This window comes from Pontibacter virosus (assembly GCF_003096355.1).
In the GTDB taxonomy this organism is placed as follows: Bacteria; Bacteroidota; Bacteroidia; order Cytophagales; family Hymenobacteraceae; genus Pontibacter; species Pontibacter virosus.
Genome location: NZ_QEKI01000004.1, coordinates 239296 through 261476 on the forward strand (window position 1 = coordinate 239296; position 22181 = coordinate 261476).

At 50.5% G+C, this 22181-nt stretch carries 23 protein-coding genes and 1 pseudogene; 16 read left to right on the forward strand and 8 right to left on the reverse strand.

Translation table 11 applies throughout. The features are described from left to right. Window positions 1-2 precede the first annotated feature (2 nt). The gene (locus tag C8E01_RS08160; protein ID WP_116542872.1) at window positions 3-503 is read right to left on the reverse strand and encodes a hypothetical protein; all 501 of its coding nucleotides are present in this window, start codon (window positions 501-503) and stop codon (window positions 3-5) included. A 218-nt stretch (window positions 504-721) separates the two neighbouring features. Here C8E01_RS08160 and C8E01_RS08165 point away from each other — a divergent pair, with 218 nt between their 5' ends. From C8E01_RS08165 to C8E01_RS08175, 3 genes are all read left to right on the forward strand, one after another. Next, window positions 722-1963 carry a 3-deoxy-D-manno-octulosonic acid transferase gene (locus C8E01_RS08165; protein WP_116542873.1) on the forward strand — a complete coding sequence of 414 codons (1242 nt, stop codon included), beginning with the start codon at window positions 722-724 and terminating at the stop codon, window positions 1961-1963. A 5-nt stretch (window positions 1964-1968) separates the two neighbouring features. Continuing rightward, window positions 1969-2892, forward strand: coding sequence for a ribosome small subunit-dependent GTPase A (gene rsgA, locus C8E01_RS08170; RefSeq protein ID WP_116542874.1), 924 nt, complete (start codon window positions 1969-1971; stop codon window positions 2890-2892). Between the two features lie 831 nt (window positions 2893-3723). Next, window positions 3724-4425 (forward strand): SDR family oxidoreductase, encoded by a 702-nt coding sequence (locus C8E01_RS08175; RefSeq protein WP_116542875.1) that lies wholly within the window; start codon window positions 3724-3726, stop codon window positions 4423-4425. Between the two features lies 1 nt (window position 4426). Here C8E01_RS08175 and C8E01_RS08180 read toward each other — a convergent pair whose 3' ends face one another. Next, window positions 4427-5056 (reverse strand): fasciclin domain-containing protein, encoded by a 630-nt coding sequence (locus C8E01_RS08180; RefSeq protein WP_116542876.1) that lies wholly within the window; start codon window positions 5054-5056, stop codon window positions 4427-4429. A 193-nt stretch (window positions 5057-5249) separates the two neighbouring features. Between C8E01_RS08180 and C8E01_RS08185 the strand changes: the two genes are divergently transcribed. The 9 genes from C8E01_RS08185 (at window position 5250) to C8E01_RS08225 (ending at window position 12674) form a co-directional block, all read left to right on the forward strand. Next, a complete protein-coding gene (locus C8E01_RS08185; RefSeq protein WP_116542877.1) occupies window positions 5250-5708 on the forward strand; it encodes a peptidylprolyl isomerase in 459 nt (152 codons plus the stop codon). Between the two features lie 263 nt (window positions 5709-5971). Continuing rightward, window positions 5972-7285 (forward strand): dicarboxylate/amino acid:cation symporter, encoded by a 1314-nt coding sequence (locus tag C8E01_RS08190; protein WP_116542878.1) that lies wholly within the window; start codon window positions 5972-5974, stop codon window positions 7283-7285. Between the two features lie 122 nt (window positions 7286-7407). Then, the gene (gene pxpB, locus C8E01_RS08195; RefSeq protein WP_116542879.1) at window positions 7408-8142 is read left to right on the forward strand and encodes a 5-oxoprolinase subunit PxpB; all 735 of its coding nucleotides are present in this window, start codon (window positions 7408-7410) and stop codon (window positions 8140-8142) included. 16 nt (window positions 8143-8158) lie between these two features. Then, a complete protein-coding gene (locus C8E01_RS08200) occupies window positions 8159-9139 on the forward strand; it encodes a 5-oxoprolinase subunit C family protein (RefSeq protein WP_243409479.1) in 981 nt (326 codons plus the stop codon). Then, the gene (gene pxpA / locus C8E01_RS08205; protein WP_116542881.1) at window positions 9136-9915 is read left to right on the forward strand and encodes a 5-oxoprolinase subunit PxpA; all 780 of its coding nucleotides are present in this window, start codon (window positions 9136-9138) and stop codon (window positions 9913-9915) included. The genes C8E01_RS08200 and pxpA overlap by 4 nt, the downstream gene beginning before the upstream one ends. After that, entirely contained in the window at window positions 9912-11102 is a 1191-nt protein-coding gene (locus C8E01_RS08210) for an NRAMP family divalent metal transporter (protein ID WP_116542882.1), read from the forward strand. Before pxpA ends, C8E01_RS08210 begins: the two co-directional genes overlap by 4 nt. A 51-nt stretch (window positions 11103-11153) precedes the next feature. Then, window positions 11154-11744 (forward strand): hypothetical protein, encoded by a 591-nt coding sequence (locus C8E01_RS08215; protein WP_116542883.1) that lies wholly within the window; start codon window positions 11154-11156, stop codon window positions 11742-11744. Window positions 11745-11837: 93 nt separating this feature from the next. Next, a complete protein-coding gene (locus tag C8E01_RS08220; RefSeq protein WP_133242746.1) occupies window positions 11838-12353 on the forward strand; it encodes a DcrB/PsbP domain-containing protein in 516 nt (171 codons plus the stop codon). Between the two features lie 30 nt (window positions 12354-12383). Continuing rightward, a complete protein-coding gene (locus tag C8E01_RS08225) occupies window positions 12384-12674 on the forward strand; it encodes a hypothetical protein (RefSeq protein WP_116542885.1) in 291 nt (96 codons plus the stop codon). An 88-nt stretch (window positions 12675-12762) separates the two neighbouring features. On the opposite strand, the gene C8E01_RS08230 is transcribed toward C8E01_RS08225, so the two are convergent. From C8E01_RS08230 to C8E01_RS08255, 6 genes are all read right to left on the reverse strand, one after another. After that, a complete protein-coding gene (locus tag C8E01_RS08230) occupies window positions 12763-14283 on the reverse strand; it encodes a sigma 54-interacting transcriptional regulator (protein ID WP_116542886.1) in 1521 nt (506 codons plus the stop codon). 389 nt (window positions 14284-14672) lie between these two features. Next, a complete protein-coding gene (locus tag C8E01_RS08235; RefSeq protein ID WP_116542887.1) occupies window positions 14673-15773 on the reverse strand; it encodes a vWA domain-containing protein in 1101 nt (366 codons plus the stop codon). A 977-nt stretch (window positions 15774-16750) separates the two neighbouring features. Further along, window positions 16751-17728 carry an acyl-ACP desaturase gene (locus tag C8E01_RS08240; RefSeq protein WP_116542888.1) on the reverse strand — a complete coding sequence of 326 codons (978 nt, stop codon included), beginning with the start codon at window positions 17726-17728 and terminating at the stop codon, window positions 16751-16753. Window positions 17729-17978: 250 nt separating this feature from the next. Continuing rightward, a complete protein-coding gene (locus C8E01_RS08245; protein ID WP_116542889.1) occupies window positions 17979-18947 on the reverse strand; it encodes a glycosyltransferase in 969 nt (322 codons plus the stop codon). Then, on the reverse strand, window positions 18940-19167 hold the full coding sequence (locus C8E01_RS08250; protein WP_207774879.1) for a hypothetical protein: 228 nt from the start codon (window positions 19165-19167) through the stop codon (window positions 18940-18942). The genes C8E01_RS08245 and C8E01_RS08250 overlap by 8 nt, the downstream gene beginning before the upstream one ends. Window positions 19168-19182: 15 nt before the next feature. After that, complete coding sequence (locus C8E01_RS08255; RefSeq protein WP_116542890.1) at window positions 19183-19596, reverse strand: sugar 3,4-ketoisomerase; 414 nt, start codon at window positions 19594-19596, stop codon at window positions 19183-19185. A 138-nt stretch (window positions 19597-19734) separates the two neighbouring features. Between C8E01_RS08255 and C8E01_RS08260 the strand changes: the two genes are divergently transcribed. The 4 genes and pseudogenes from C8E01_RS08260 (at window position 19735) to C8E01_RS21905 (ending at window position 22154) form a co-directional block, all read left to right on the forward strand. Then, on the forward strand, window positions 19735-19923 hold the full coding sequence (locus C8E01_RS08260) for a hypothetical protein (RefSeq protein WP_116542891.1): 189 nt from the start codon (window positions 19735-19737) through the stop codon (window positions 19921-19923). A gap of 4 nt (window positions 19924-19927) precedes the next feature. Further along, on the forward strand, window positions 19928-20530 hold the full coding sequence (locus C8E01_RS08265) for an IMPACT family protein (RefSeq protein ID WP_116542892.1): 603 nt from the start codon (window positions 19928-19930) through the stop codon (window positions 20528-20530). A gap of 55 nt (window positions 20531-20585) precedes the next feature. Continuing rightward, complete coding sequence (gene corA, locus C8E01_RS08270) at window positions 20586-21713, forward strand: magnesium/cobalt transporter CorA (RefSeq protein ID WP_116542893.1); 1128 nt, start codon at window positions 20586-20588, stop codon at window positions 21711-21713. A 144-nt stretch (window positions 21714-21857) separates the two neighbouring features. Beyond that, window positions 21858-22154: pseudogene (locus C8E01_RS21905) on the forward strand (GIY-YIG nuclease family protein). The last annotated feature ends 27 nt before the right edge of the window (window positions 22155-22181 follow it).

The following is a 22181-nucleotide window of genomic DNA, read 5'->3' on the forward strand; positions in this document are numbered from 1 at the left end:
TTTCACTTTCCCAGCTTATAAAGAGTATTCCATTTTAAGCCTTCTGTATCGTGCATTGTCCAGAATTCTTTTAGGTTCAATTCTTCCATCTTTCCATTGCCTGCTCCGAACTGAATGTCTGTTAGAAAATAGACTTTGAGTTCAGGTGAAGCGGTAATTGCTTTCTCAAGTATGAGCGCAACTTCAATCTGATAGTTAGTCAAGAATCTAAAACCTGAAATCTGATTAGCTCCTGTTTCTACTTTACCAAAGTTAGGTAGCTCAATGGTAGTCGGCTCGAAGCTCCAATCAATCAACTCTCCTGCGAAGAACCCACCAGTTTTATCTTCTTTAAATTTTGGATTGCCGAGATGAACAATTACACCTTCTTGCCCATTCAACCAATCATAAAAGAGTCCACGATGACTTTTAAGCTTATTTTCTTCAATAAGCGCCAACTCAAAGTTACTCTGGTTCAAGCTCAATCTGCTTGCTCCGACCGAGACTATTTCAATTGTTGGCATTTATTAGTTCTTATTTTAAATAGTGTAGAACTTTCATCTGAACATACCATCCTTCATTCAGCCTACCAAATATACCACATCCCACCAACCCCACAAGCCTTCCCTACCCTTTGATAAACTAAAACCCCTTTGCCACTATCGCTTCAGAATACCCTATATTTGCACCTTGAAATCAGCGTATAGAAATACGCTGTGATGTAATAGTCCCCAAATTATACTTGAAACTACTCTACGACATTGGACTGAAAGCTTACCAAGCGGCTATCGCGTTGGCGGCGCCTTTTCACCAGAAGGCGAAGCTAATGCAGGAAGGGCGTGTGGGGCAGTTTGAGCGGATGGCGCAACAGCTACAGGACAACACAGCGCCTGTGGTGTGGTTTCATTGCGCCTCGTTGGGGGAGTTTGAGCAAGGGCGGCCTGTTATTGAAGCTTTCAAACAGGAGTTTCCAAGGTATAAGGTAGTGCTGACGTTCTTTTCTCCTTCGGGCTACGAGGTGCGGAAAAACTACGCAGGAGCCGACTACATCTTCTACCTGCCGCTCGACAGCCAAAGCAATGCCAACCGTTTTCTGGACATCGTGCAGCCCAAGCTAGCGGTGTTTGTGAAGTACGAGTTCTGGCACTATTACCTGCAAGCCATGCAAGAGCGGGCTGTACCTGTGCTGTCCATCTCTGCCATTTTCCGTCCTGATCAAGTCTTCTTTAAGCCCTACGGCGGCTTCAACCGCAGCATGCTGCAGCGCTTCACGCACATCTATACCCAAAACGAGACTTCGCTGAAGCTCCTGCAAAGTATAGCTATAGACAAAGCCAGCATTGCGGGCGACACCCGCTTCGACCGCGTGTTGCAGACAGCTGCCAGTGTAAAGGTAATACCTGTGGTGGAGGCTTTTGCGCAGGGCAAGGAAGTGTTTATGGTCGGCAGTAGCTGGCCTGCGGATATCGAAGTGCTGCTGCCGCTGATTCAGAAGTATAGACAAGGTATACAGTTTATCATCGCGCCGCATGAGATTCACGAGAGCGGTATTAGCCAGCTCATGCAACAGCTCGGTGAGGGCGCTGTGCGCTTTTCGCAGGCCACGGAGTCAGACGCTGACAGGTATAACGTGCTGGTGATTGACAACATCGGCATGCTTTCGTCGCTTTACAGCTTCGGCACCTACGCCTACATCGGCGGGGCTTTCGGCAAGGGACTGCACAACACGCTGGAGGCGGCCGTATTCGGTTTGCCGCTGTTCTTCGGGCCGAAGTTCGACAAGTTTCAGGAAGCGAAAGATCTGGTGGACTTGGGCTGTGCCTTCCCGATAAACAATACGGAGGAGCTGCTCCAGGCGTTTGAGCGGGTGCATACCACGCCAGGACTGCGCCAAGGTATAACCGACAAAGAAAAAACTTACGTACACGAACAGGCGGGTGCCACGGCCAAGATCATGGCTGACGTGCGCCAATTGTTGAAATAAAACGAATGAAAGGAGTTGTAGTAAAATCGACGGGGTCATGGTATCTGGTGCGTGATGTGGAGGGCAAGCTGCACCGGGCGCGTCTGCGTGGCAAGTTCAAGCTTAAGGGCATGAAGGTGAGCAATCCGCTGGCCGTCGGCGACCGTGTGGAGTTCGACGTGGAAACCACCGGCGAAGACACCGCCGTGATTCACAAAATCGAAGTCCGCGAAAACTACATCATCCGCAAATCCACACACAAAGCCGAGCACGCCCACATCATTGCAGCCAACCTCGACCAGGCGCTGCTGATCGCCACGCTGGTGTCACCACGCACGTCTTTCGGTTTCATCGACCGCTTCCTGGTAACGGCTGAGGCTTACGGTATACCTACCGTAATCGTGTACAACAAAACCGACCTCTACGACGAGGACATGCAGGAGTACCAGCGGCAGATCAATTACCTGTATGAACGGATTGGCTACAAAGTAATGGCCGTATCAGCACATACCAACGAAGGTATGGACGAACTCAAAAACCTGCTGCACGGTAAAACCACACTCTTCTCGGGTCATTCGGGTGTAGGAAAGTCCACGCTCATCAACCTGATCGTGCCCGATCTCGACCTGAAAACTTCTGAAATTTCCGGCTTCTCCGACAAAGGCGTGCACACTACCACCTTTGCTGAGATGTTCGAGATCGATACTGAAACCTTTATTATCGACACACCCGGCATCAAAGAGCTCGGCATCGTCGACATCCCCAAACAAGAGCTCGGTCACTTCTTCCCCGAAATGCGCGAGCGCCTTAATCAGTGCCGCTTCAACAACTGCACCCACTTCAACGAACCCGGCTGCGCGATAGTAGAGGCCGTCCGCCACAACGAAATCGCCCTAACCAGATATGAAAGCTACCTGAGCATGATGCATGGGGAGGATAACAGGAAGTAGTTTAAGTTTGGGAGTTTAGGAGTTGAGGAGTTAGAAAGTTAAAAAAGAGTGATGGGTATACCTGTTTGAACAGGTCGGGACCTGCTCAAATTGTGTGTATGTTTAATCTGTCTGAATCAGGATTTTCATGATTAAAAGATTCCCAGGATTTTCAAGCACGATTGTCATCCCCCCGACCACTTCCAAGGGGGACTTTTCGGCTGAGTCCGCCTCACAGGTATAGCATTGTTGCTTCTGCTGCTTAGGCTCCTATTAATTTAACCTGCCCCTCCCGAGAAGGGAATTAGCCACTACCAATATATAGGTATACCCCTGTAGTTACAGCCGTTCCTTTGTAGTACAGGGTCCAACCACCCCTAACCCCTCCTTATCCAAGGCGGGGAATCTGTAACTACCAATCCAAAGGTATAAATCCTGTAGTTACTATTATATACCACTGGCAGGTATAGCAAGACTAACTTGCACTGAACCTACAAAGCAAATAGCTCTAGCCAGGTGCACCCTTGACGATTTTGTGTTTGAGCGGTCAGCGAGTTTTAAATCGTCTTGATTTTTTTGCCTACTTTTTTCATCAAGGAAAAAAGTAGGGCCCGCCCGGCCAGGGCAAGCTATAGAACAACACTGTTTGCCATACATACAAAAGCCGCCGCTACGCCAGTTGCAACCTGCACATCATATGAAAACACACTTGCGCTAACGCAAAACTTGCGGCATCGTGAGTTCGCACTGTAGACCAGCCACGCCGGCAAGGCGAAACCCAGCTGCACGCATAACCTCAACAACAACCACCCCTCCCACGTTACAAAACACAAACCACTCACTTTCAAAACTATGAAAATCGAAAATGCAAACATCCTGATCACAGGTGGCACACTCGGCATCGGGTACGCTACTGCCAAACTACTTATAGAGCACGGTGCTAACGTAGCCATAACAGGCCGTGACGAGAAACGAACGCACAAGGCGGCACGGGAACTCGGTGCGTTGCCCATCACCGCGGATGTGGCCAATCCGGACGATGTGAAACGGACTTTCAAGACTTTTCTGAACGAATACGGCCGGCTCGATGCGCTCATCAACAATGCAGGTATAGGCGTATCCAAAAAGCTGGAAGACATAACGCTGGAGGATTTTCAGCAGGTATACAGCGTGAACGTGTTTGGTGCAGCCATGATGGGAAAAAGGGCTGCGGAAATTTTCAAAAAGCAGAACTACGGCAACATCATCAACATCGGCTCCACAGCAGCAACCAAAGGCTACGAGGGCGGCTCGATATACTGTTCTTCTAAATTTGCATTGCGTGGCATGACCCAGTGCTGGCAGGCAGAGCTGCGCAGGTACAATGTGCGGGTTGTGTTACTCAACCCCAGCGAGGTAACCACAGCTTTTGGCCGTGAAGATAGAGAAGAACGCGACAGCCAGCCGAACAAACTGCGCGGCCGTGAAATTGCGCGAGCCATTAAAGGAGTATTAGAGTTGGATGACCGGGGCTTTGTGCCTGAACTGGCGGTGTGGGCGACGAACCCGTTCTAAACTACAGAGCTGTTTCTTTTAAGGGCACCAGCACCTTGTTTATCGTGTGAAGCACACCATTGCTGCTCATGCCGTCGGGCTTTTCTATCACAGCATGGCCGATCTGAACTTTGTCGTTGCGCTTCGCCACCTTCAGCTGGTGACCGGCTGCTGTTTTCAAAATAGCGCCATCCTGCAGGTCGCTCGTGGTCAGTCTGCCTGCTATGATGTGGTTGTTGAGTAGTTGCTGCACCAGTTCGCGGTGCTTCGGACTATCGAGGTTATCCCGCAGGCTGTCAGGTAACTCCAGAAAAGCTGCTTCAGTGGGAGCGAGAACCGTGTAGGGGCCCGTGCCACTCAGACTTTCGGCGACACCTGCCTTCTGTAAAAGCGAGTTGAAAGTGCTCAGGTCGCTGTTGGATTCTACAATGTCCAGTAAACTGCGGGAAGACACACGGGATGCCTCGTTACTGCCAGGAATTTGGCGGGCGGTGCTGGCTTGTGGCTCAACGGGTCCATCAGTCTGCAGGGCGTTGACACCCTCTTGCAGGGCAACTTCGTTTCCGGTTTGGGTATCTTTGGGCTGGTCGCAGGCAGTGATCAGCAGCATGACCAGTGCAGAAAAGGTTAATATGTAGGGAATTGCTCTCATACTAGGCTTAGGATTTAGTCAGATTCAGGTGTCGCGCTATAATACAATTACTGTTTTAAAGCGCTACAAGTTTTGGCAAATACCGGGCCAGGCCTATGTTTAGCCAAATCGCAAGGCGGGTGTCTGGCTGCCAATTAATATTTTGCGTACTTTTGTACTTGTTAGTATCACATTACCTCAAACAATTAAAATTATGAAAACCGCAGAAATCCATACCGGCAAAGGCGTCATGAAAGTAGAGTTTTATGAAAAGGACGCTCCTAAGACGGTAGACAACTTTATAAAGCTTGCCAAAGAAGGCTTTTACGATGGCCTTACCTTCCACCGCGTTATTCCTGATTTCGTGATACAGGGCGGCTGCCCGAACTCACGCGAAGGCGCCAAGGGCGTGCCGGGCACGGGCGGACCGGGCTATAAGATCGACTGCGAACTGACTGGCGAGAACCAGTACCACGACCGCGGTGTGCTGAGCATGGCGCATGCCGGCCGCAACACAGGTGGCTCACAGTTCTTCATTGTGCACAGCCGCAAAAACACGGCGCACCTCGACCGCAACCATACCTGCTTTGGCAAGGTGGTAGAAGGCGTAGACGTAATCGATCAGATCCGCGCGAACGACAGGATCGAAAAGATCGTGGTAAACGAGGCATAGTCCGCTTACTGTCAGCTATTAAAGGAAGGCCGCATAAATGCGGCCTTCCTCATTTATGACCCTTTTATTTGATCAGATTAAATTTCCTATTTCTAATACTGTCCCTTTTTCTTAAGGAATTATTCTTAATTTTACCTGAAAGGAACAATTGTTTCGGGCAGATGATGCAGCCTTCCGTGGTGTGTTTGCTCTTTCCTGTGATTTCCTGAACCTTACATCTTTTACCGGCAGGTACCTACTAACACCCTGCCATCACCCTGTATATGAAGAAATTAGCTTTACACTGGCAGATTCTGATCGGTATGGCGCTTGGGGTAGCCTGGGGTATTTCAGCCAGCTCTTTCGGCCTCATGGAGTTCACCTCCGATTGGATAAAGCCGTTCGGCACCATCTTTATCAACCTCCTCAAACTGATCGCTGTTCCGCTTGTGCTGGTGTCCTTAATTACGGGCGTGTCCAGTCTGAGTGATATCAGCAAGCTGTCCCGCATCGGCACCAAAACGATCGGCCTATACCTGATGACAACCTTGATCGCTGTGGTGCTGGGTCTTGTGATCGTGAATGTAGCGGAGCCGGGCAAAGCTTTTTCCCCTGAAAAACGGGAGGAGTTTAAAGCCCAATATGCCTCTACCGCTATGGATAAGTCTTCAGACGCCGCCGCCGTAGATCAGCAGGGGCCATTGCAGGCGCTCATCGACATCGTGCCCGACAACATTTTCAGGGCCATGACAAACAATGCGAGCATGTTGCAGGTCATCTTCTTTGCCCTGCTGTTCGGTATTGCCCTCATCCTCATACCTAGGGACAAAGCCGGCCCTGTCAACGCCTTCTTCGATGCAGTCAATCTTGTCATCCTCAAGATGGTGGATATCATCATGATGGCCGCTCCTTACGGTGTGTTCGCCCTGCTGGCGGGTCTGGTAGTGGAGTTTGCAGGCGATGACCCTTCGGCCGCTGCCGAACTGCTGCTTGTGCTCGGCTACTACTGTATTGTCGTAACGATTGGCCTGGGCATCATGATGTTTATAGTATATCCGCTTCTTATCAAAGCCCTGGGCAAGGCCAGCTACGTCGATTTCTTCAAAGGCATTTTCCCGGCCCAGATGCTGGCTTTGTCTACCTCCTCCAGCGCGGCAACGCTTCCGGTTACCATGGAGCGCTGCGAAGAAAGACTGGGCATTAACCGCGAGATTACCAGCTTTGTACTGCCGCTTGGCGCCACCATCAACATGGACGGCACCAGTCTTTACCAGTCGGTAGCGGCTGTATTTATCGCGCAGGCTTATGGCATGGACCTGTCGCTTGCAGCGCAGGCCGGCATAGTGCTGACGGCAACACTTGCCTCCATCGGGGCGGCAGCCGTGCCAGGTGCAGGCGTGGTGATGCTCGTGATCGTGCTGCAGCAGGCAGGTATACCCATTGAGGGTATTGCCCTGATCCTGGCCCCTGACCGCTTACTGGACATGCTGCGGACTACCGTGAACGTAACCGGTGACGCCTCTGTGGCCATGATTGTGGCCCACTCCGAGGGGCAGCTGCATCCCCCCGTTCTTGAAGACATCGGCCTGCACGACTAAGTAATCCTGACCTCCTAGCAACAACACAAGACTGCCCCATGCGGTCTTGTGTTTTTTTATGTACCTTGGTTAACTATACCTTACCTCATCAGGTATACAGAGGCACACAACTCAGCGCAGGTATGAAGCAAAAAGACATGCAGCTATTCCGGCTATACCCGCTTGGCGACAGCGCCATAACGGTGCAGTTCGGCGATAGCATCGACAGGGCGACCCACGCCAAAGTGCGCACCTTCAGCACTTACCTGGACCGCCATCCCTTTGCTGGTTTTATAGAACAGGTGCCCGCTTACAATACCGTGACTGTGTACTACAACCCCTGGCAGGCGAGCGAGCGGGGCTTTCACAACCCATATACCCGCGTAACCGAGCAGCTGCAGTATATCCTCAAAGTGGCCCGTGAAAACGACAAGGCCGCAGCTACCCGCGTGGTAGAAATACCGGTGTGCTATAACGGCTCCTTCGGACCTGATTTTGAGTACGTGGCCCGTTATACCAAACTCACACCACAAGAAGTAATAGCCAGTCACACACGTGGCACCTACCAGGTATACATGATCGGCTTTGCCCCTGGCTTTCCATACCTGGGCGGCATGGCCAGGAAACTAGCCACTCCCCGCAAGCAGAATCCGAGACCGCGCATTCCTGCCGGATCCGTAGGTATAGCAGGCGACCAAACAGGCATCTACCCCATCGAAACGCCGGGTGGCTGGCAACTGATTGGCCAAACACCACTCCGGCTTTTTGATCCAAACCGGGAGCAGCCCAGTTTGCTGCAGGCCGGTGACGAGGTAAAGTTTGTGGCTATTTCGGAAGACGAGTTCTGGGAGCGAAAGGAGCGGGCGCATGGGGCTTGAGATCATCAAACCTGGCATGCTTACTACCCTGCAGGACAGCGGCAGGTATGGGCATCAGAAAGAGGGCATCATCACCAGTGGCGCCATGGATAGGTTTGCCTGCAGGGTAGCCAATATGCTGGCTGGCAATGCGGATGACGAAGCCGTGCTGGAGATTACCCTTACCGGGCCTACCATCCGCTTTACTGAAGACCATCTGATCGCCTTGACTGGTGCAGACCTGACCGCTGAGCTTAACGGAGAACAGGTAGCGATGTGGCGGCCACTTTTGGTGAAGAAAGGCAGTATCTTGTCTTTCGGAGCGCCTGTAGCTTGCTGCAGAGCTTACCTGGCTGTGTCAGGCGGGTTTGCCATGCCTAAACTGATGGGCAGCTATGCAACTTACCTGCAGGCAGGTATAGGCGGCTGGCAGGGACGCGCGTTACAGGTAGGAGATGTTATACCTTGCAACAGCCCTACACCTGCAGGTATAGCCCTGCTCTCGCAATCGATGAGTGCCACGAGTGGGCACGCTTATGTAGCTGCCAGCTGGACACCCGATCCGCAATTCTATCCTGCTTACGATCCAAACCCCACCATTCGAGCCATCAAGGGACCAGAATTTGAACTCTTTTCTGAAACCAGCCAGGAGCAGATTTGGTCGGAGCGCTTCCAGGTATCGGCGCAATCAGACCGGATGGGCTACCGGCTGCAGGGTGTCTCGCTCCACCTGAGCGAAGAGGCGGAGCTTATTTCGACAGCCGTGACATTCGGCACGGTGCAGGTACCGCCCGAGGGTACACCGATCGTGCTGATGGCCGACCACCAGACAACAGGCGGTTACCCGCGCATCCTGCAGGTAGTTAGCGTCGATTTGCCTATCTTGGCGCAGGTCGTGCCAGGGCAGACCATCTCGTTTGAGGAAGTGTCGCTGGAGGAAGCCCAGCAGCTTTACATCCGTCGGGAGCAAAACCTAATGCAACTGGCACGTGCCATCCAACTAAAGCACAACACATGAACGAACCCCTCTCCGTTGACCTGAACTGCGACCTGGGCGAAAGTTATGGCGCCTACCGTATGGGTAATGATGAACAGATTCTCCCCTTCGTCACCTCAGCCAACATTGCCTGCGGCTTTCATGCCGGCGACCCGGGCGTGATGCGCAAAACCGTTCAGCTTTGCCTGCGGCACAACGTGGCCATCGGCGCTCACCCCGGCTTGCCCGATCTGGTGGGCTTTGGCAGACGCAACATGGCTGTTTCGGCAGAGGAGGTATACGACATGGTAATTTACCAGATGGGAGCACTACAGGCCTTTGTGCAGGCTGAGGGCAGTACCCTGCACCATGTGAAACCACACGGCGCGCTCTATAACATGGCTGCCACCGACACCAAACTGGCCGAAGCCATTGGCGAAGCCGTGTATAAGGTAAATCCCGAAGTGTTGCTGTACGGCCTGGCCGGAAGTGAACTTATCAAAGCGGCAAACAGACTACAACTGCGTGCTGCCAACGAAGTGTTTGCGGATCGCACATACCAGCAGGATGGCACACTTACTTCCCGTCGTCAGCCCGATGCGCTGATCACGGACCCGGACAAAGCTACCAACCAGGTGTTGCGCATGGTGCAGGAAGGCAAAGTGCAGTCGCAGCAGGGAATTGAGGTAGATATACAGGCTGATACGGTTTGCATCCACGGCGACGGTCCGCAGGCACTTGAATTTGCACACCATATACATGAAACATTGCAGCGCGAAGGTATAGCGCTTGCCAGACCCAACGTGCAGCGCCCATGAAGCAGAAACGCAACTGGAGCGTCTTGCTGGGTGCTGCCTTCCTGATGGCCACTTCCGCCGTCGGGCCCGGTTTCCTCACCCAAACCACCGTCTTTACACAATCTCTTGCCGCCAGCTTCGGCTTTGTTATACTCGCTTCCATCATCCTCGATATCGGCGTGCAGTTGAACGTCTGGCGGGTCATTGCCGTGTCAGAGAAACGGGCGCAGGATATTGCCAACATGCTATTGCCAGGTCTTGGCCTGTTTGTGGCGGTGCTGATTGTGCTGGGTGGTTTTGCCTTTAACATCGGTAACGTGGGTGGCGCCGGGTTGGGCTTCAACGTGCTATTCGGTATTTCCCCGGAGTTGGGGGCCATCATTGCCGCAGGTATAGCTATTGGCATTTTCCTGGTGCGGGAAGCCAAAAAGGTGATGGATCGCTTTGCCCAGATCATGGGGCTGCTGATGATCTTGCTGATCGTGTATGTGGCCATCACCTCCTCTCCTCCCCTTGCCGAGGCAGCTGTCAAAACCTTCGTACCCGACCAGATTGACCTGATCGCCATCATCACCTTGGTAGGCGGCACAGTAGGCGGTTACATTACCTTTGCAGGCGGTCACCGTCTGCTCGATGCCGGCGTGAAAGGCGAAACGGCTTTGCCAGAGGTAAACACCAGTGCCGTATCAGGTATAACCGTGGCATCCATCATCCGCATTTTTCTTTTCCTGGCGGCCCTGGGTGTAGTGAGCAAAGGCCTTGTGTTGGACGAAAGTAATCCACCAGCCTCGGTCTTTCAACTGGCGGCAGGCAATGTGGGTTATAAATTGTTCGGCATCGTGATGGTATCGGCGGCCATTACCTCAGTGATTGGATCGGCTTACACATCGGTTTCCTTTATCAAGTCCTTCCACAGGAGCATCGAGCGCTACGAAAACTGGTTCATCATCGGCTTCATTGTGGTCTCAACCGCCATCTTCGTTACCATCGGCCGTCCAGTGCATTTGCTCATCCTGGCGGGTGCATTAAACGGCCTCATCCTCCCGATTACGCTCGGCACTATTTTGATCGCCGCTCACAAATCCAGGATCATCGGCAGGTATAAGCACCCGCTTTGGCTGACGATTTTTGGTATACTAGTGGTGTTGGTAATGGCCTGGATGGGCGGCTATACCCTGGTAAAGCAGCTGCCGGCTTTGTTTGTATAGGATCATCATGTGCAACAGTCCTTTAGCTTCTGTATAAACTCCTTTCAAAACATGAAAATATTACTACTTTTCCTTCTTACTCTTACTGCGCTTCGTTCTTATTCTCAGACTACGGACAATTACCAAATTGAAATCACATCAAAAGCATCAGCCAGTCATTCAGAGTTTAAGATTCATCTCTCAAAAAAAGGGAACACAACAAAAGTTGTTTATTTTAAAAGAAAGCAGGAGGATTTAAAACCAACTCAGCAAGACAGCTTAGAGATACAAGAATTAGTGAAAAACTTGAATGATTTTGAAACTCGGAAGCAGCTTACCCAGATTTTTGAAAAGTATAAGAGTTATGAAAAAGATAGTTTAGTCATATCATCAAACCATCCTTTGCTTCGTATCAGCGATGCACTATCAAAGGAAAAGACATTGAAAGTGAATGACACTGACAAAAACAGAATAATCATAGATGGGACAAGTGCAAGAATAAAAGTACAACATGAAAATGGTCCAGCATATGAACTTTATGCGGTATCACCCCGACATGATACGCATCCTTTACTTTACCAATTTATTTCAAGTGCACTAGCGCTTTACAGAAGCAATGTTGAAAAGCCAATTTTAAATAAGAACGATACACAGGGATACTAAACTATAATAGACAGTAATCTGTGCTTTAACTTTACAGAATTGGGACTGATTAGTAATTTCACGACAGACAACCCTCTAGAACTGATACCGAACATGAAACACCTTTTACTCACCCTCCTTATTCTAGTATCTGTCAAAACTATAAGTTTCGGACAGGAACTTGCCATTATTCAGGATACTGTAAAAAATTACCAGATTGGAGTTCCGGTTGGCTGGAAGTACGGTGTACCTGCTGATCAATCGTTGGCCTTGATGGCATTCAGGCAGAAACATAGTGAGGAAGATGTGCCCAGGGAGAATTTTAATATTAACATTTTGCATCATGACGAAACAAGCCTGGATGCAACTTATAGTGAATTTCTAAAGAGCATTGGAACGGTCGAAGGGTTTACAGTTATTGAACAGGGTGACACTGTAATCAATGACAGGAAATACAAATACCTGATAGAAACACATAAAAATAAATACAGCAAAGAAGACATGCACAACTATGTTCTGTTTGCAAATAGGGACGGAGTACTACTGATTTTAACTATGGTGACTACTTCTCCCAACTTTGAATCTTACAGAGCCCTTTTTGACAAAATTGCATTGAGTTTGCATTTCTAAAATGTCTTCTTCCAAGTAGCTTTCTTCCCCATGAACCTCACCACCTTCAAAGCCAGCCTCACCGCTCCCGCTCCTCCCCCGGAGTCGACGGTATACCTGCAGGCGCTGTGGTATGAGGCGAAGGGCGATTGGGACAAGGCGCATGTGTTCATTCAAGACCTGCCAGACCAAACCGCTGCCTGGATTCACGCTTACCTGCACCGCAGAGAGGGTGACACCTGGAATGCGGACTATTGGTATAGCCGTGCAGGCCGCAAAAGACCCGCAATCGCGCTTCAGGAAGAATGGGAGAGCATCGCTACTGCCTTATTGATGGTATAAATCCCAACCTGGCCTTACCAAAAAAGGCAGGAGCAGTACTGGTACCGCTTCTGCCTTTCAACTCTTAAATTCCTAAACTCTCAAACTCTTAAAAGTCATCTTCGTCTTCTTCCTCACCGAAGCTTGGCATGGTAAACATGCCGCTGAGCAGGTCTTTGAACTGCAGGCCGGTGCTCAGTCGGTTTTTGCTGAGTTGACTGTGTTCGGCCAGGCCATGGAGGGCAAATTCCATCATAAACAGCTTCTCTTCCCCTTTGGCATCGGACCGGAATTTTTCTACCAATTCGCTTAAACCAGGTATAGCTTGCAGTGCTTTTTTGTATTCCGAAGCTGTGGCGTCATTCAGAATATCTACTGTATTGCCGTCGCCAAACCAGTCCGTTACTTTCTTGTAAGGGTTGCCTTCCTTTGACTTCTTGGCCTTGTCAGGGTCAGGGAAGTAATGGAGGAATTGCGTGCGGATGGCTTTGCCCATGAGCACCTGCGCCACATGTCCCGCGCCCTCCTGCTCACCTTCGTACACCAGTTCCACTTTACCCGTCACGGCAGGTATGGTGTTCAGAAAATCGGACAGGCGCACATAGGTTTTGCTTTCGCCGTTCAGCAAAGCACGTCGCTCGGCTGCGCTGAGCAAACTCTCAAAAGCAGAAATTGTCAGACGTGCCGACACACCACTCTTGGCATCCACATACTCACTTTCTCGCGCCTCAAACGCCACCTGCTCTATTAAGTCGCTGATGATGTCATTGGTCGTCACCAGCTGCTCCTGTTCTTCTTTGATATGCGCCTCCTGCTGCGTGATCTTCTTGCCGATCTCAATGGACTTTGGATAGTGCGTGATGATCTGCGAGTCGATGCGATCTTTGAGCGGCGTCACGATGGAGCCACGGTTGGTATAATCCTCGGGGTTGGCCGTGAACACAAACTGAATATCGAGTGGCAGGCGCACCTTAAAACCCCGGATCTGGATATCGCCTTCCTGAAGAATATTAAAAAGGGACACTTGAATACGGGCCTGCAGATCGGGCAGTTCGTTGATCACGAAAATGCCGCGATGTGAACGCGGAATCAGTCCGAAATGGATCACCCGTTCGTCAGAATAAGGCAATTTGAGCGTGGCCGCTTTGATAGGGTCAGCATCGCCAATCAGGTCAGCCACCGACACATCGGGTGTAGCGAGCTTCTCGGTATACCTGTCAGAGCGGTGCATCCAGCCGATAGGCGTATCGTCGCCGTGCTCGTGCACCTGGTCCTTGGCGTAGCGCGAAAGCGGCTGCAAAGGATCGTCATTGAGTTCGGAGCCCTGCACAACAGGTATGTACTCGTCTAGCAGGTTCACCATCAGGCGGGCAATGCGCGTTTTGGCCTGCCCGCGCAAACCCAGCAGGTTAATGTGGTGCATGGAGAGGATAGCCCGCTGCAGGTCCGGCACCACAGTTTCTTCATAGCCCCAAATGCCCGGAAACACCTCCTCTTTGCTCTGTAGTTTGCGGATCAGGTTACGGCGAAGCTCCTGCTTCACCGTTTGCGGTTCGTACCCGGCTGCACGCAGCTGGCCCAGGGTTTTTATCTTCAGTAAGTTCTCTGCTGGTATGTCTTTGTATTGCATTCTCTTTTGGTTGAATGACTGTTAAATGGTTTAATTTTTAGTGATCTTTTCAGATAAATCTTATCTTGATTGCATGAAAAAGATCCCGCTTTATAAAATGCTGGAAATGACCGGACTGTTGCTGTTTCTCGTCGCGTTCATTTCCAGACTATATTTTGATCTAAGTACTGCTTTGTATTACACTGCCTTAGGTGCTTTGATTCTTCTGTTTTTGTATGCCAATTCACTGAAGAAGCATTCGTAAGTGCTGACGGGCCTGATTTGCCTGATATGCGCAAACCAGCTTTCCATCTTCTGATAGCAAAGAGCCACTATTCAGTCGGCAAGTTTTAGTGCACGATTCGGACAGGTATACCTGTCTAACTCTTCAACTCCTCAATTCTCAAACTCTAAAAGCTCTTCTTCCGGTTGCGGCCATAGTCGCGGAACACCAGATGACCTAAGCCCTTCAGCGAGCTGTAATACGCCTGGCCGTTGTTTACTTTGGTAAACTCATCTACGAATTGCTGCAGGTATGGGTCCGACGCAATCATAAAGGTAGTAATAGGTATTTTGATGCGACGGCACTGGGCTGCCAGGTTTAAGGTCTTGTTCACCACCTTGCGGTCAAGGCCGAAGCTGTTTTTGTAGTAGTGCAGCCCTTCTTTCAGGCAGGTCGGTTTACCATCCGTGATCATAAAAATCTGCTTGTTAGGCGTTTTGCGCTTCCGCAGGATGTCCATGGCCAGCTCGAGCCCGGCAACCGTGTTGGTGTGGTATGGCCCCACTTCCAGGTATGGCAGGTCCTTTATCTCGATCTGCCAGGCGTCATTGCCGAACACGATCACATCCAAGGTGTCTTTTGGGTACTTCTGTTTCACCAGTTCGGCCAGCGCCATGGCTACTTTTTTGGCCGGGGTGATACGGTCTTCTCCATACAAAATCATGGAGTGCGAAATGTCGATCATCAGCACGGTGGAAGATTGCGTTTTGTGCTCCGTCTCCATGATCTCAAGGTCCTGCTCTGTCAGTCGGAAGTCGGAAAGGCCGTGGTTGATCTGGGCGTTGCGGATGGAATCGGTCATGGAGATCTGCTCCAGCGCATCACCGAAGCGGTACTCCCGTCGGTCGGTGCTGGCCTCGTCGCCTATACCTGTCTGGGGTGTTGCGTGGCTGCCTTTTCCGCCTTTCTTCAGTTTACCAAAAATCTCCTCGAGCGCACTTTTCCGGATGTTCTGCTCACTTTTGGCAGTCAGTTTCAGTACCCCTTCCTCCTGCGGATTCTCGTCGATGTATCCATTCTTCTTCAGGTCCTCAATAAAGTCCCCTATCCCATAGTCGTCGCCCGTAAGGCTATACTGCTTGTCCAGCGAGCTAAGCCACGCCAAGGCCTCGGCGACATCACCGGAAGTGATCATGACCAGCTGCAAAAATATCTTCAGCAGCGACTCGAAGCCCTGCTTGTCATCCTGCGGCGGTACGTACTCTCCAAATCTATACCCTATACTCATATGCTCTCTTCTGATTTATACTCTAACAACGCTACACAGGCGAATGTTCTTGCACATCCGTTCTTATACGTGAAATACCCTGGCTGGCTTTGATTAGGTTTGTTTAGTTGTGTTGGAGGGGATTGTTAGGACCTTACAGCGTCTTCCAGACCCGCGAGCGTCTGGGGTGGCTACGGAGGTATAGCTTGTCTGAATCAGGATTTGCAGGATTTTTAGATTGACAGGATTCCCGTGCACGATTGTCATCCTCCTGTCCCCTTCTAAGGGGGACTATGGGCTACTGCTTCTCCATCTGTCATCCTGAAAGGATCTTGGTTAAAGGGAGGTTAAGCCTCGCTATAACACACCCCTGCCCCTCTCTTTTAGAGGTCCCTATTCCCAGAGGGTAATTTCTGGTACTGCCCAACCCTCAGGCATAGGCCCTGTTGTTGCAGCTGTTCTTTTGCAGTACCGGGTCCAACCACCCCTTACCCCTCCTTGTCCAAGGACGGGAACCTGCAACTGCCTATCTACAGGTATAAGCGTTGTAGTTTCTACCACACACCACTGGCAGGTGAAGCAAGAGTAACTTGCCCCTTAAACTATGAAACAGATCAACTGAGCCAGGTGCACAAAATGACAATACACTGTTTGAGCGGTCAGCGAGTTTAAAATCGTCTTGACTTTTTTGCCTTCTTTTTGTGTCAAGACAAAAAGAAGGTGCCCGCCGCACAGGCGAAGCCATAAAACAGCATAAGTTACTATACCTGCAAAACCGCAACTATACCAGAAAATTACCTGATAGAAAAAGGGGCCAGAGGCCCCTCTATACCAGTCACGAGCGAGTACGCTCGCACCATAACATCATCACAATAACCGGCAAAAAGAAGACTAATCCGCTATGCAATAGCAAAACAATACACACAGCGCTATAAAGTCAGAGGGCAGGCTGCTTTCGCAACCTGCCCTCTGACTTTATAAGGTATAGCTTTCGCTACTTAGTCAATCCAACGGAACTTGTACTCCAGTTGTGGCGATCTCATACGCTCCGCTACTCTTTTGAGGCGGTCTGGCAGAGCAGTCAAATAGTCGCGGGCACGCTCACCGGCATCATTCAAACCAGAAACGGTTTCAAGCTTCCACTCTTTCACAAGGTCACTCAGGATATCGGTATAGTCGAGTGCGGTGTAAACGTTGATGCGTTGGGCGGCATCGGTAAAATGGCCGAACGTTTTGCCCATGTCCACACCAAGCTCACGCATGTAGTGTGCTGGCATCACGATCTTCTTGCGCATCATGTCTTCAAAGGCCAGCATCATTTCGTTCGGATCAGCCTCAAATATTTTGCCTACAAAAGCCTTGTACGCCTTGGCGTGACGGGCCTCGTCGGAAGCTACATAGCCGCAAAGTTTTGCCAGCATGCCATCGCCCTGCTTTTTGGCGATCTGGGCCACGCGGCGGTGCGACAAATTGGTTGCTGTTTCCTGAAAAGAGGTATACACGAAAGCGCGATACGGGTCATTATCAGTCTGCAGGTCAAAGCCATCGGCAATCAGGTACTGTGTAGAAGCCTCCATTTCGCGCATATTGATGCGGCCGGTCAGGTAGAGGTACTTATTCAGCAAGTCCCCGTGGCGGTTCTCTTCGGCTGTCCAGGCACGGTTCCACCTCATCCATGGACTCTCTTCGTTGGTTGGTAAATCCTTTATGGACATCAGCCAGCTTTCATAAGTTGGCAGGGCTTCTTCGGTAATGGTATCGCCTACCAGTACGGCAAGCAGATCGTAGCTAAGGTCACGGGCACGCTCCTGCAGGTTCTTAACTTCTTCAAAGAAGTTCTCCATGCGGGCGTCAGGCAGCAGATCAGCTGGTTGCCAGCTGTCCTCTACAGACTTTAGAAACTCTGTCATTTTCTCGTGGACAAAGTCTTCCATCCACTTCATGACTTCTACACGGGATGCAATGGCTGTAATCATGGTATTGTTTTAGGCGATTGAAATTCAAATATAGGTATTTATACTAAAATTGTTGTCCGTTGCGTAATATTAAGTTAACTCTCTGCTGAAAAAGGAGTTCGGGTTTAGCGTCGTGTTTAAACTTCGACTTGTCCATTATCAAAAACACAAACCATACAGCACGCCCGGGATAACTTATACTTACGCAGAAACGGGAAACAGTTTACACGTTTACCTGCAATATGTAGTAAGTCCCTGACAGAGTGCAATTTTAGCGACCTAAAAGCTTCTGATACAGCACTCTGAGGAAGCGCAGGTCTACTTTAAGTTTGTTGAGGAGATGGAGAGTGTGGTATACCGGTCCAAGTCCGGCATGCTGTCGTAGCAGATTTAAAAATTGCTCGGTCTGTAGGTAGTGGCCTGTCAGAAAAGCGTGCCGGGCCTCGTACTGCAAGCGCTTGGTCAGAGCTTGGCGCTCTTGGGTACTTTGCACCAGCTTCGCCGCTTTCTCGCAAACCAACATTGTTGAGTTCAGCTGTCTGTCACCCGGTTTGTACAATTGCTGCGACAGCGAGTTAGCGTGCAGGCGGCGTTTCGTAGTAACGGCATCCAGAAAAAAATACTTGTACCTGCGCGAGGAGCGCACCCAAAAGTCGAAGTCCTCATAGGCCAGCGTCTCGTCATAGCCCTGCAAGTCTTCGAACACCTGCCGCTTCATCATCATAGTAGGCGGACAGATAAAGTAGCGACCCAGCAGATGGTGAAAGATATCGCCGGAAGGTGCAAAGGAGATCACCTCACCCGCTTTGTTGCGCTGGCAATGGTAGCGAACATGCCGGCCATTATCATTGATGTACTCCGCATCCGAGTAAACCACACCATACGAATCATCCAACTTTTCGAACGCCGCTACTTGCTGTGCTATCCGCTCAGGCAGCAGCACATCGTCGGTGGCAAAATCGATGATGTACGCCCCTCTGGAAGCCCGCCAGGCCAGGTTGAACGCCCTGGTGTTGCCCTGGTTGGTGCTAGTGCTCATAAAGGTGAGCTGCGGGTATTTCCGTACGTATTCCTGGATGATGCTCACACTGTTATCGGTACTGCAATCATCCATGATGATGATCTCCAGATGGGGATATGTCTGGGCCAGCACCGAGTTCAGCGCCTCAGAGATGAAGCGCTCGTGGTTGTAGCACAGGCAGATGACCGACACTAGCGGCAGTGGAGCAGCATCAATCATGGCGCTCAAAAAAAGTGTGACTATAGGTGACTACCACATCCTGCTCGGCCTCCATCATACCCGGAAAAAGAGGCAGACCCAGGCTTGTGTCGGCTAGTTCCTCCGCTACCGGATAGCTTTCTTTTTTATACCTTAAATAAGTATAGGCCTCCTCTGTCTGCTGGTTTATACCTGCAGGGAAGCCACGGAAAGCGAAGTATGGGACCTGAGTTGCAGGCATAGGTATGGACAATGATTACAGGGCCGGATGGGCTGCCAGACGCTGAAAAGTTGGGTAATCGCGGATGTAGTCAGATTCCTCAAAATCAGTGGAGGTCAGGCAGACGGCTACGGTGCCGGGGGCAAAATGCAGGTCGGTCCAGCACATGGCCGGCAGGTATAGCCCCGTGGCAGGATCATCTAGCACGAAGGTCTGTTTGTCTTTGCCATTATCCGTTTCTACCCTTATGCTCCCTGTTGCAGCTATCAGCACCTCTTCGGTAGCTCTGTTGGCATGCTGCCCCCGCAGCACACCGGTCGGAGTACCATAGGTCCAGAACACCCGTTTAATCACAAAGGGTATGTTTTGGGCCAGTTGCGTGGAGGCAATGAAGCCTATTTCCGGGCTACCGGTTTCGGTAAAGTGGATCAGGTATGGGGTGGCAGACAAAAGGAAAAATTTAGGACTGCCACAAATTAAAACAATTTCGGCTAATGTGCCTATACATCCGGGCTCGGCTTTGCCCTTGAGGACGCTTCTGTTACTTTTGCAAAGCAGGATGTGCCGCTTGCTCCTGCTTCTATACCTATGCTATACCTGATTTTACGTGTGTTGCCGGGCGTTTCGCTCGTGTTCCCGTTTAGGCTTTACCAGCATTTCAATGTACATTCGTTTCAGGCGATCGCTGTCTATTACGTGACGTGCATCGCGATGGGCCTTACAGTACTGGCGCTGGTGCTACTTTCGTATCAGGGAAAAGCCGCCCACCTGTTTTAAAATTATGGAAGATACCTACCGTACCATCGAAGCCCCCTCCGAAGGCCTCTACAAAGAGAAGGGTAGTAAGTTCATCGCACTGGCCTACCCGGTTTACACGGAGGAAGAAGTAAAAGAAGTCCTCGCTGACCTGCGCAAGCAGTACTACGATGCCCGTCACCACTGCTACGCTTACAGCCTTGGCGCTGACAAAAGCCGCTACCGCGCCAACGACGACGGCGAGCCCAACCACTCCGCCGGCGACCCCATCCTGGGCCAGATCCGCTCCTTTGATCTGAGCAATGTACTGGTTGTAGTGGTACGTTATTTCGGCGGCACCAAGCTCGGTGTCAGCGGCCTGATCAACGCCTACAAAACCTCTACTGCCGAAGCCCTAACCAATGCCACGATTATCGAAAAGCATGAAACCACTATGCTGCAGGTCCACTTCGCCTACCCACAGATGAACGATGTGATGAGCCTGGTGAAAGAGTACGAACTCGGCGTGAAAGACCAGCAGTTCGAACTCGATTGCCGCATGACGTTGGAGGTTCGTAAAAAGCTGGAGGTAGAACTGGCTGGGAAATTGGAAGATATCGATGGGGTAACCGTAGAGGTTGTAGACTAGCAGTACAAGCCAAAATTTATTACCTTGTACAGTTGCAGTACACCCTAAAAGCAGTATGGCTAAGAAAAAACGTCACCGCTCCCGTCATAAAATCCTCGATCGTAAGCTCGGCATCAGCCCGGGCTCCCTGTTTATACCTGCCGAGGCGCATGCCCCCCGCTACTTTCTGATGTCCTTCAACGAGCAACTGTTCAAGGAGCAGGAGCTTGTTTCGTACGCCGAACTGGTGCAGCAGGTAAAGTCACAGCCTGAGGTAACACACTGGGTCGATATCCGCGGCTATGCCGACCTGACCATGTTGGAGCTGCTCAAACAGGATTTCGACATACACTCGCTGCAGATGGAGGACGTGATCAACGATTATCAGCGCCCCAAGGTAGACGAGCTCGACGACCGCCTTTTCATCATCACCCGCATGCTGCGCTGGAGGGAAGAGCACCATACCCTGGAAGATGTGCAACTCTCGGTTTTCTCAGGCCCCAACTACGTACTCACTCTGCAAAGCGACTACGAAGACTGCCTGGAGCCACTCCGTGAGCGTATCCGTGTTGGCAAAGGCATTATCCGGCAGCGGCCGCCGATGTATGTGGTTTATGCAATTCTGGACGTAGTGCTCGACTACTACTTCCCGGTGATGGGAGCCATCGGCGCTTATATTGAGGAACTGGAGCAGAAGATTTTGGATAAGCCTTCAAAACAGACCTTGCGGGAGATTCTCGATCTGAAGAACGAATTGATCAAGCTGCGACGGATTGCCTGGCCGGAGCGTGACAAAATGAACGAACTGCTGCGCATGGACGAGGATATTATACCGGATAACCTGAAGGTATACTTCCGCGACGCCTACGACCATACCATCCAACTCATCGACCTGATTGACAGTCACAAGGAAATGTCTACAAGCTTGGTAGAGCTGTACATGTCCACGGTAAGCAACCGCATGAACGAGATCATGAAAGTGCTCACCATCATCTCGAGTATCTTTATCCCACTGAGTTTTATCGCCGGGGTATACGGCATGAACTTCTCGCGCGAAGACCCCGAAACAGGCGAAGTGTTCCGTCTAAGCATGCCCGAGCTATACCTGCCCTACAGCTATCCGATCCTGATGGTGCTGATGACTACCCTGGTACTGGTGCAGCTATACCTGTTCTATAAAAAAGGTTGGTTTAATAGCTTTTAGAATTTTTATTACGTCTTCCTATTCCTAAACTGGTTACTTTCTGTACTAATTATACCTTAGGTAGGAGCGACAATTTTTAAAACGGAACCCAAATATTATGTCATTCTGAAAGAAACCAGGTAGAAGGGAGGTTAAGCCGCAGCTATGAAAAGTCACAATTACTTTGTCTACATTACGACTAACCCGAGCAGAACGGTGCTTTATGTGGGAGTGACAAATGATTTAGTATATCGACTTTAGCAACACAAGGAAAATCGAGGCAAACCTGAAACTTTTGCAGGCCGCTACTTCTGTTACAAGCTGCTCTACTATGAATGCTATAGCTATGTACAGCACGCCATCGATAGAGAAAAGGAGCTGAAGAGTTGGAATCGTGAAAAGAAAATAGAACTTATTAAAAGTGAGAATCCATACCTGCGATTCCTGAAATCTGAGCCCTGAATAACAGTCATTAACCCTAGCTACCAA

Excerpts from the sequence above, each read along its gene's own strand:
- C8E01_RS08160 (WP_116542872.1), bottom strand. The coding sequence starts at position 503 with ATGCCAACAATTGAAATAGTCTCGGTCGGAGCAAGCAGATTGAGCTTG.
- rsgA (WP_116542874.1), top strand. The coding sequence starts at position 1,969 with ATGAAAGGAGTTGTAGTAAAATCGACGGGGTCATGGTATCTGGTGCGT.
- C8E01_RS08175 (WP_116542875.1), top strand. The coding sequence starts at position 3,724 with ATGAAAATCGAAAATGCAAACATCCTGATCACAGGTGGCACACTCGGC.
- C8E01_RS08180 (WP_116542876.1), bottom strand. The coding sequence starts at position 5,056 with ATGAGAGCAATTCCCTACATATTAACCTTTTCTGCACTGGTCATGCTG.
- C8E01_RS08185 (WP_116542877.1), top strand. The coding sequence starts at position 5,250 with ATGAAAACCGCAGAAATCCATACCGGCAAAGGCGTCATGAAAGTAGAG.
- C8E01_RS08190 (WP_116542878.1), top strand. The coding sequence starts at position 5,972 with ATGAAGAAATTAGCTTTACACTGGCAGATTCTGATCGGTATGGCGCTT.
- pxpB (WP_116542879.1), top strand. The coding sequence starts at position 7,408 with ATGAAGCAAAAAGACATGCAGCTATTCCGGCTATACCCGCTTGGCGAC.
- C8E01_RS08200 (WP_243409479.1), top strand. The coding sequence starts at position 8,159 with ATGCTTACTACCCTGCAGGACAGCGGCAGGTATGGGCATCAGAAAGAG.
- pxpA (WP_116542881.1), top strand. The coding sequence starts at position 9,136 with ATGAACGAACCCCTCTCCGTTGACCTGAACTGCGACCTGGGCGAAAGT.
- C8E01_RS08210 (WP_116542882.1), top strand. The coding sequence starts at position 9,912 with ATGAAGCAGAAACGCAACTGGAGCGTCTTGCTGGGTGCTGCCTTCCTG.
- C8E01_RS08215 (WP_116542883.1), top strand. The coding sequence starts at position 11,154 with ATGAAAATATTACTACTTTTCCTTCTTACTCTTACTGCGCTTCGTTCT.
- C8E01_RS08220 (WP_133242746.1), top strand. The coding sequence starts at position 11,838 with ATGAAACACCTTTTACTCACCCTCCTTATTCTAGTATCTGTCAAAACT.
- C8E01_RS08225 (WP_116542885.1), top strand. The coding sequence starts at position 12,384 with ATGAACCTCACCACCTTCAAAGCCAGCCTCACCGCTCCCGCTCCTCCC.
- C8E01_RS08230 (WP_116542886.1), bottom strand. The coding sequence starts at position 14,283 with ATGCAATACAAAGACATACCAGCAGAGAACTTACTGAAGATAAAAACC.
- C8E01_RS08235 (WP_116542887.1), bottom strand. The coding sequence starts at position 15,773 with ATGAGTATAGGGTATAGATTTGGAGAGTACGTACCGCCGCAGGATGAC.
- C8E01_RS08240 (WP_116542888.1), bottom strand. The coding sequence starts at position 17,728 with ATGATTACAGCCATTGCATCCCGTGTAGAAGTCATGAAGTGGATGGAA.
- C8E01_RS08245 (WP_116542889.1), bottom strand. The coding sequence starts at position 18,947 with ATGATTGATGCTGCTCCACTGCCGCTAGTGTCGGTCATCTGCCTGTGC.
- C8E01_RS08250 (WP_207774879.1), bottom strand. The coding sequence starts at position 19,167 with ATGCCTGCAACTCAGGTCCCATACTTCGCTTTCCGTGGCTTCCCTGCA.
- C8E01_RS08260 (WP_116542891.1), top strand. The coding sequence starts at position 19,735 with ATGCTATACCTGATTTTACGTGTGTTGCCGGGCGTTTCGCTCGTGTTC.
- C8E01_RS08265 (WP_116542892.1), top strand. The coding sequence starts at position 19,928 with ATGGAAGATACCTACCGTACCATCGAAGCCCCCTCCGAAGGCCTCTAC.
- corA (WP_116542893.1), top strand. The coding sequence starts at position 20,586 with ATGGCTAAGAAAAAACGTCACCGCTCCCGTCATAAAATCCTCGATCGT.